The sequence below is a fragment of the Methylobacterium indicum genome, assembly GCF_001043895.1.
GTDB classification, from domain to species: Bacteria; Pseudomonadota; Alphaproteobacteria; order Rhizobiales; family Beijerinckiaceae; genus Methylobacterium; species Methylobacterium indicum.
Genome location: NZ_JTHF01000214.1, coordinates 26,955 through 35,516 on the forward strand (window position 1 = coordinate 26,955; position 8,562 = coordinate 35,516).

At 74.4% G+C, this 8,562-nt stretch carries 8 protein-coding genes and 1 pseudogene; 2 read left to right on the forward strand and 7 right to left on the reverse strand.

Going from position 1 to position 8,562, the window contains the following annotated elements:
• Positions 1–55: 55 nt before the first annotated feature.
• From QR78_RS23680 to QR78_RS23710, 7 genes are all read right to left on the reverse strand, one after another.
• Positions 56–1,573, reverse strand: a complete 1,518-nt coding sequence (locus tag QR78_RS23680; RefSeq protein WP_048430048.1) for a flavin-containing monooxygenase — start codon at positions 1,571–1,573, stop codon at positions 56–58.
• Complete coding sequence (locus QR78_RS23685) at positions 1,570–2,472, reverse strand: alpha/beta hydrolase (RefSeq protein WP_048430049.1); 903 nt, start codon at positions 2,470–2,472, stop codon at positions 1,570–1,572. Before QR78_RS23685 ends, QR78_RS23680 begins: the two co-directional genes overlap by 4 nt.
• A 6-nt stretch (positions 2,473–2,478) precedes the next feature.
• Positions 2,479–3,297 (reverse strand): SDR family NAD(P)-dependent oxidoreductase, encoded by an 819-nt coding sequence (locus QR78_RS23690; RefSeq protein ID WP_048430050.1) that lies wholly within the window; start codon positions 3,295–3,297, stop codon positions 2,479–2,481.
• A gap of 80 nt (positions 3,298–3,377) precedes the next feature.
• Positions 3,378–3,638, reverse strand: coding sequence for a cell division topological specificity factor MinE (minE, locus tag QR78_RS23695; RefSeq protein ID WP_048430051.1), 261 nt, complete (start codon positions 3,636–3,638; stop codon positions 3,378–3,380).
• Positions 3,635–4,450 (reverse strand): septum site-determining protein MinD, encoded by an 816-nt coding sequence (gene minD, locus QR78_RS23700; RefSeq protein ID WP_048430052.1) that lies wholly within the window; start codon positions 4,448–4,450, stop codon positions 3,635–3,637. The genes minE and minD overlap by 4 nt, the downstream gene beginning before the upstream one ends.
• A gap of 142 nt (positions 4,451–4,592) precedes the next feature.
• Positions 4,593–5,390: a septum site-determining protein MinC gene (gene minC, locus QR78_RS23705; protein ID WP_048430059.1), complete on the reverse strand. Its 798-nt coding sequence runs from the start codon at positions 5,388–5,390 to the stop codon at positions 4,593–4,595.
• A gap of 207 nt (positions 5,391–5,597) precedes the next feature.
• Positions 5,598–6,140, reverse strand: a complete 543-nt coding sequence (locus tag QR78_RS23710; RefSeq protein WP_048430053.1) for a CreA family protein — start codon at positions 6,138–6,140, stop codon at positions 5,598–5,600.
• 227 nt (positions 6,141–6,367) lie between these two features.
• Here QR78_RS23710 and QR78_RS23715 point away from each other — a divergent pair, with 227 nt between their 5' ends.
• Positions 6,368–7,396, forward strand: a complete 1,029-nt coding sequence (locus QR78_RS23715; protein WP_048430054.1) for a DUF2865 domain-containing protein — start codon at positions 6,368–6,370, stop codon at positions 7,394–7,396.
• Positions 7,397–7,525: 129 nt separating this feature from the next.
• Positions 7,526–8,562: pseudogene (locus QR78_RS35745) on the forward strand (hypothetical protein); the annotation flags it as partial.

An 8,562-nucleotide genomic window follows, 5' to 3' on the forward strand; every position in this document is an offset into this window, starting at 1 on the left:
GCTATCGCCGCAGCGCAGCGATGCGATCCACGCCTGTTGCGGGAGCGGCGCCCGCTCACGTCCCGCTCCGGGCGGGCGTGAGGACGAATTCGGACCAGTCCGGCACCCGCATCGCCCGCCGGTAGGCCACCACCGTGCCGGGCCAGAGCGCGATGTTGTGCCCGGCCGCGTCCTGGTACCAGCTGGCGCAGCCGCCCTGCTGCCAGATGCTGCCCGCGAGCCGCGCCTCCAGCTCGGCGAGGTGGCGCGCCTGGGCCTCCGGGGACGGCTCGATCGCCGCGAGGTGGCGCGCCTTCATCTCGGCGAGGCAGGCGAGCACGTACTCGACCTGCGCCTCGATCATCAGCACCACCGAGTTGTGGCCCAGCCCGGTATTGGGGCCGAGCAGCATGAAGAAATTGGGAAAGCCCGCCAGCGCGACGCCGCGATGCGCCGCCACCCGCTCGCCCCAGGCCCGGGCCAGGATCAGCCCGTCGCGGCCGACCACCGGCACCCGGGCGAGCGAGGCGGTGACGTCGAACCCGGTGGCGAGCACCAGCACGTCGAGGGAATGGTGGGTCCCGTCCGCCAGGGTCACGCCGTCGGGGGTCACGGCGTGGATCCTGCCGGTCTCGAGCGTCACGTTCGGCCGGTTCAGGGCCGGGTAGAAGTCGTCGGAGATCAGCACCCGCTTGCAGCCGAGGCGGTAGGGGGGCGCGAGCTTCGCCCGCAGGGCGGGGTCGCGGACCTGGCGGCGCAGGTGGAGCCGGCTCGCCATCTCGGCGAGGCGGGTGAGGCGCGAGACGCGGGTGAAGCCCAGGGCCGCCTGCGCCTCCCGCAGCCAGAACTGGGCCCCGCGCAGGAGCCGGCGCGCGAGCGGGAGGCGGCGAAACAGGGCGTGGAGCCGCGGGCCGATCGCCCGGTCGTTGCGCGGCATCACCCAGGGCGGGGTGCGCTGGAAGAGCACCAGCCGCCCCACCTCGGGCGCGATGGCCGGCACGACCTGGATCGCGCTCGCCCCCGTGCCGATCACGCCGACGCGCCGGTCCGCGAGCGGCACGCGGTGGTCCCAGGCCGCCGTGTGGAAGAGCGGGCCGCGGAAGGACGAGAGGCCGGGGATCGCCGGCAGCGCCGGGTGGTGCAGGGCGCCCATGCCCGAGACCAGCACCCGGGCCTCGACGGGCCCGCGATCGGTCTCGACCCGCCACAGCGCCCGCCCCTCGTCCCAGACCGCGCCGGTCACATGGGTCGAGAGGGACAGGCGGGAGCCGAGATCGAACCGCGCGACGAGGTCGCGCAGGTAGGCGGCGATCTCGGGCTGGCCGGCATAGGTCCGGGTCCAGTCGGGCTTCGGCGCGAAGGAGAGCGCGTAGAGATGAGCCGGGATGTCGCAGGCCGCGCCCGGATAGGTGTTGGTGTGCCAGGTCCCGCCGACCGCAGCGGCCTTCTCGACCACCATCACGTCGTCGATGCCCGCCTGCCGGCAGCGGATCGCCATGGCGAGGCCGGAGAAGCCGGCGCCGATCACCAGGACGGCGAGCGGGGTCGTCGGCCAGGGAGCGGGGGAGGAGGCCGTGGCGGGGGCCTCCGTCACCGCGCGGCCTCCGTCGTGCGGGCATGGTTCTTCAGGAAGGCGGCGGCCTCCGACAGGGAGCGGCGCGCCTCGGGCAGGAAGGACTGGGCGAGCTGCCAGACATGCGGCACCACCGGCCAGAGCTTCACGGTGGCGTCGACGCCCGCCGCCCGCGCCTTGTCGGCAAAGCGCACGGAATCGTCGCGCAGCACCTCCCGCTCGCCGACATGGAACAGGAGCGGCGGCAGGCCGGTGGGGTCGCCGTAGAGCGGCGAGGCGAGCGGGTCGGCGGGATCGTGACCGGCGAGGTAGAGGTCGACGAGGTGGCGCAGCTTCGTCGGCTCGAACATCGCGTCGCGGCCGGCATTGGTGCGCATCGACGCGCCCTCCCCCTGCATGTCGGTCGAGGGCGAGAACAGCACGGCCGCCTCGGGCATCGGCAGGCCGTCGCGGCGCGCCCGCAGCATCAGGGCGAGCGCGAGGTTGCCGCCGGCGGAATCGCCGGCGACCCCCGCCGGCCCCGCGGCCGCGAAGGCGGACCAGCAGGCGGCCGCATCGTCGAGGGCCGCCGGGAACGGATGCTCGGGGGCCAGCCGGTAATCGGGACAGAACACCCGGAAGCCCCGCGCGGCGAAGCCCCCGGTGAACGGCCGGTGGGTGCGGGGCGAGCAGGCGATGAAGCCGCCGCCATGCAGGTAGAGGAGGCGCGGCGCGTCGGGCGCGAGCCCCGGGCGCTCGGCCCACTCGCCCGGAACACCGCCGACCTCGCCGTCGCGGAACGCGATGCCGGGCAGGTCGGGAAAGCCGCCCTGGTTCATGACCCGCCGGATCGCCGCAACGTCACCGCCGGCCCGGGCGATCTTCGGCCGGACCTGCCAGCGGATGATCCAGGTGAAGATGTGGGCGCGCAGGCTGGTCATCAGGGGTCACTCCATGGCGCGGGCGATCAGCGACCAGTAGCGCACCGGCATCAGCCGCTGGATCAGCGCCACCAGGGCGGCATCGCGGCCGACGACGATGCGGGGCTCGCGGCGGGCGATGCCGGCGAGGATGCGCGCGGCCGCCGCCTCGGGGGGCAGGCGCAGGAAGCGCTCGGCCTCCCGCTTGCCGCGGGCGACCTCGGCGGGATCGAGGCGCGGGCCGGCCCGGGCGTTGCGGGCGATGGCGGTGGCGACGCCGCCCGGATGGACGACGCTGACCCCGAGGTTGGTGCCGGCATATTCGTGCCGCAGCGCCTCGGAGAAGCCGCGCACCGCGAACTTGCTCGCCGCGTAGGCGCTCTGGCCCGGGGGCGCGACGAGGCCGTAGAGGCTCGACAGGTTGACGATCTGGGCCGCGGGGCGGCTTTCCAGCGTGCTCAGGAAGGCGTGGGTCATCCGCACCACGGCGCGGAAGTTGACGTCCATCAGCCAGTCGAAGTCGGGCAGATCGAGGTCGGCGAAGCGGCCGGCGAGCGCCACGCCGGCATTGTTGACGAGGAGGTCGAGGGGCCCGTGGCGGGCGGCGACCGTCTCCGGCAGGGCCGCGATGGCGGCGGCGTCCGTGAGGTCGAGGCAATGGGCGCCGACGTCGCGTCCGAGCGCCCGGACGGCCGCCTCGGTGCGGGCGAGGCCGTCGGGGTCGCGGTCGACGAGGACGAGGCGGGCGCCGCGCCGGGCGAGGCCGATCGCCAGGGCCGCGCCGATGCCGCTGCCGGCCCCGGTGACCAGGGCCAGCTTGTCGTGCAGGGGAAAGGCGTCCGCCAATGCGCGCTCCGTCCGGGCCCGGGGATGCCTGAATCGCCCGGGCGAGGCGGGAGCGCAAGGGGCGGACGGGAGCGCGGCCGTCAGGCCGCGCGGTTGAGCGTCTTCGGCAGCTCGACGTCGATCTCGAGCGTCGAGACCGCGTCGCCCCGCTCCATGGTGATCTTCACCTTGTCCTGGTCGATGGCGACGTGCTTGGCGATCACCGCCAGGATCTCCTCGCGCAACACCGCCACCAGGTCCGAGCGCCCGAAGGCCGTCCGCTCGTGCGCCAGCAAGATCTGAAGACGCTCGCGCGCCACCGGCGCCGTCCCGCGCCGCGACAGGAAGCTCAGCAGGTTCATGCCGCCCTCCGCGTGAACAGCTTGCCCAGAAGAGACCGCTTCTCGGACGGCACGGTCATCGCCACCGTCTCGCCCTTGAGGCGACGCACCGCGTCCGCGTAGGCCCGCGCCGGCGCGCTCTGCGGCGCGTTCAGCGTCACCGGGCTGCCGAGGTTCGAGGCCTTCAGCACCTCCTCGCTCTCCGGGATCACCGCCAGAAGCGGGATCGACAGGATCTCGAGAACGTCGTCGATCTTCAGCATCTCGCCGCGCTCGGCCCGGCCGGGGTCGTAGCGGGTGAGGATCAGGTGCTTCTCCAGCCGCTCGCCCTTCTCGGCCCGCTCGGTCTTGGAATCGAGCAACCCGATGATGCGGTCGGAGTCGCGCACCGAGGAGACCTCGGGGTTGGTGACGACGACGGCGATGTCGGCGTGGCGCATGGCGAGCGTGGCGCCGCGCTCGATGCCGGCGGGGCTGTCGCAGATCACCCAGTCGAATTTTTCGCGCAGCTCGCCGATGACGCGGGCGACGCCCTCGTCGGTGAGCGCATCCTTGTCGCGGGTCTGGGAGGCGGGGAGGAGCGAGAGGGTGTCGAGGCGCTTGTCGCGGATGAGGGCCTGGGGGAGCTTGGCGTCGCCCTGGACGACGTTGATGAGGTCGTAGACGACCCGGCGCTCGGCGCCCATGATGAGGTCGAGGTTGCGCAGGCCCACGTCGAAGTCGACGACGCAGACGTTCTGGCCGGCCTGGGCGAGAGCGGCGCCGAGCGCCGCCGTCGTGGTGGTCTTGCCCACCCCGCCCTTGCCGGACGTCACCACTATGATCTTGGCCATTCGAGAATGCTCCCCCCGAGCTGTCGGGATGAGGCGGCGTCCCCGGTCCGGGTCGCGCGCTCACGGGGTTGTTCGGGTGTGTCGCCGGGCGGGCCGGGGCGGTCGTCGCCCGCGCCATGCCCGTCCGGCCGGCATTATGTCCTCAGTCGAGGGCGGCCATGCGGAGGGTGTCGCCCTCCAGCCAGACCTGGACCGCCTTCTTGCGCAGCTTCGGATCGGTGGTGTCGGCGGTGCGGAAGAGACCGTCGATGCCGATCAGCTCGGGCTCGAACTTGCGGCAGCAGATGCGGGCCCGGGGATTGCCCCCGGCCCCCGCGATGGCGCGGCCGCGCAGCGCCCCGTAGATGTGGATCGAGCCGCCGGCCAGGATCTCGGCGCCGGAGGCGACCGAGCCCATCACGGTCACGTCGCCCTCCGGGTGGTAGACCGACTGGCCGGAGCGCAGCGGCGTCTCGAGCACGAGGGAATTCGGCTTGCGCGGCTCCGGCGGCTTGACGGGCTCGGGCTCCCTGGGGAGCTCAAGATCCTTGGCGGGCTCGGGCGGCGCCATCTCGGCCGGACGGCCGCCGCTCAGGAGCGGGGGCAGCGCCGGGCCGAGCCAGGCCGGCTCGGCCTTCTCGACGCCCATGATGCGGATGCCGCGCTGCTTGAGCTCGTCGACGAGGCCGGCGATGTCGGGCGTTGCGGCCGCGGCATCGGTGGCGTCCTCGGCGGGCTCGGCCGCCTCGGGTCCGGCCGCGTCTTCCCGGAGGGAATCCTTGGCGAGGCCCGAGACGTCCAGGATCACGGCGCGCTCGGAGAAGAGCGTCGGCGAGCGCTGCACCAGGGCATCCAGGTGCGAGAACCAGTCGCCGAGCGGCGTCTCCGGCGCGAGCACGAGCGCCCGGAACGAGCGGCCGCGCAGCGGGAGAGAGGGGCGTGTGAGGCTGATGCTGGTCACGGCGGTTGACGAGTTGTTACCGACCACCATGAAGCGCGCAGCGTGGTTACCGGATCGTTAATGAGGCGGGCGGGGCCGCGGTTTCGTTCAGGGATCGGCCCGAACGACACGGCGGCGCCCCGCCGGCCGCCGCCCCCGGACACGACGAAGGGCCCGCGCGGAGGCGGGCCCCGGGATGGTCTCGAACGCTGCGGGACAGATCAGGCGTCAGCCGAGGAAGTCGCCGCATTTCGGCGGCGGCTCGGTGCCCCAGGGCATCAGCGGCACCGTCGAGGTCGAGTTCTTGGGCGAGCCCTGCACCACCTTGTCCGAGTAGACCATGTAGATCAGCGTGTTGCGCTTGGCGTCGCAGCCGCGCACGATCTGCATGCTCTTGAAGATCAGGGAGCGGCGCTCGCTGAACACGACTTCGCCCTGCTTGATCTTGTCCTTGAACTTGACTGGGCCGACCTGGCGGCAGGAGAGCGAGATGTCGGAGACCTCCTCGGCGAGGCCGAGCGTCCCCTTGATGCCGCCCTTCTCGGGCTGGGTGTAGTGGCAGGCGACGCCGGCCACGTCCGGATCGTCGATGCCGTAGACCACGAGCTTGTCGTTGGGCGTCAGGGGCCGCCAGACCGTCGACTTGTCGAAGATCCGGTCCGGTTCCTGCGCCTGCGCCGCGTTCTGCGCCGCCCCGAGGCACGCCCCGAGGGCGAGCGCCGTCACAACAGCCTTCCGACCGCGAGCCCTGAGACCCCGCCGCCACACCATCGCGTCAACCTTTCAGTGAAGAAGCTTAACGCATGTAGGGAGGCTGTCGCCCGGCGGCCAGGGAGGGTAGAACGGGGGCGTCCCGTCCTGCCACGCTTGGGCGTCGACGTCAGGCCTCACCGCCGGCGTTGCCGCTGGGCGCCGCGCGCCTGCGGGACGGCTTTCGTCTCGTCCGCCGCCCTCGGGCGGGCGGATCGTCCCCGCATACCGGCCGGTCCCCGCACACCATGCCGCTGCTTCGCCTCACGGCCCGGCTCCTCGCCGGGATCCTCGCCACGCTGTCGCTGTGCCAGGCCGCCCTGGCCGAGCCCAACGCGGCGGCCTGCCAGCGCTTCCGCGCCGAGCTCGCCGGCCTCCAGCGCGACTCGAATCGCGGCCAGATCGAGGAGATCCAGCAGCTCGTCGCCTACCGGCAGTCGATCGGCTGCGAGGGCGGGCGCTTCCTGTTCTTCGACATGCGGCCGCCGCAATGCGCCCAGGTCGAGCAGCGCATCCGCGCCCTCAATGCCGGCTACGGCGCCGGCGCGCGCGAGGTCTCGAATGCCCGGCGCGAGCAGCTCATCGCCGCCGTGAAGGAATCCTGCACCGGCCTGCCGACCCCGGCGGCCCTGCAATCGAAGCCCGCCGACGGCTTCGGGCGCGGCGGCTCGCAGGTGATCTGCGTGCGGATGTGCGACGGCGCCTATTTCCCGATGCCGAACCTGCCCGACGGGCGGGAGGGCGCCGACGAGATGTGCCAGGCGCTCTGCCCGGGGGCCGAGGCCGCCGCCTACTCGATGCCGCCCTCCGACAACGGCCTGACCCAGGCCGCCGCGATCCAGACCAAGCGCGCCTACTCGGCCCTGCCGAACGCCTTCAAGTTCCAGAAGGCCTTCGTGCCGAACTGCTCGTGCAAGGGCACGCAGACCTGGGCGCAGGCCCTGGTCAAGGCCGAGAGCATGCTGGTCCGCCACAAGGGCGACATCTTCGTCACCCCGGCCCAGGCCGAGGCGATGTCGCGGCCGAAGGTGCGCCTGACCCTCGTCGGCCGCGCCGACCGGGCCGCCGCCACCCTGGCAGCGACCGCCGCGACCCGCGTCGAGGAGACGGTCGAGGCCGCCGACGCCGCCCGCCCCGCCGGCCCCGAGGAGCGCCCCGCGGTGCGGATCATCGCCCCGAACCTGATCCCGGTGCCGCTCACCGCCAAGGCGGAGGGTCCGCAGGCCGCGGCCGCCACCGTGCCGGCACCCGGCGCCGCCCCGGTCGCGACCCCGTAACGCCGGTCTCACGGACGGTCCCGGCGCGGTGCGACCGCACCGGGCCGGCTGACCGAGGGGAATCCCACGAGGGAACCAACTCGCCGTCAAGGTGTTCGAAGGGACCGACGACGGACGAGAGGTTTCTTGATGCGCTCTGCCCGCGCGCTGCTGCTGACCGGCACGATTCTGCCGGCGCTGCTGCTCCAGCCCCTTCTCGCGAGCCAGGTGGCGGCGCGGGGCGACGACGTGATCCGGCTGGCCCAGGGCGGCCCGGGCGAGCGGGGTGGTCCCGGCGGACCGGGTGGTCCGGGAGGCCCCGGCGGTCCGGGAGGCCCCGGCGGCGGGCCGGGCGAGCGCGGGCATGGCGGACCCGGTGGTCCGGGCGGCGAGCGCGGCGGACCGCGCCCGGAGCGTGGCCCGGCGGAGCGCCCCGAGCCGAGACAGGAACGACCCGAACCCCGCCAGGAGCGGCCCGAGCCGCGGCAGGAGCGCCCGGCGCCTCGGCCCGAGCCGCGCGAGCGTCCCGAACCCCGCCAGGAACGACCGGAGCCCCGCCAGGAGCGGCCCGAGCCGCAGCGCGAGCGGCCGGATCGCCAGGAACCGCGCGAGCGCCAGGAGCCGCGCGAGCGCCCGGCGCCACCCCGTGAGCGCCCCGAACCCCAGCAGCGCGAGCGGCCCGAGCCGCAGGAGCGCGGCCCGCAGGGCCGCCCGGATCGCCAAGAGCGGCCGGATCGCCAAGAGCGGCCAGATCGCCAGGAGCGCCCGGACCGTCCCGACCGGCAGGAAAGGCCCGACCGGCAGGAGCCGCGTGGTCCGCGCGGCGAGGAACCCGGCCGGCCGCCGGCCCCGCCGCAGGATCGCGGTCCCGCCGGGCGCCCCGACCGCGCGGGTCCCGACGCGCGGCCGGATCGTCGCGACGAGCGCCCCGATGCGCGCGAGGATCGCCGCGGGCCGGATGCGCCGGGCCAGCGCGGCCCTGGCCAGCCGCCCGCGCCCGGTCAGCCTCCGGCTCCCGGTCAGACGCCGGCTCCCGGCCAGGCCCCCGCCCCCGGCCGTGCGGCTCCGCCGCCAGGTGCGCCGCAGCCCGGCGAGCCGGGTCGCGGCCCGGGCCGCCCTGACGCGCCCGGCGCCGGCCCGAACGATGCGCCGCTGCCGCCCAACCAGCGCCCCGGCGTGCCCGGCCG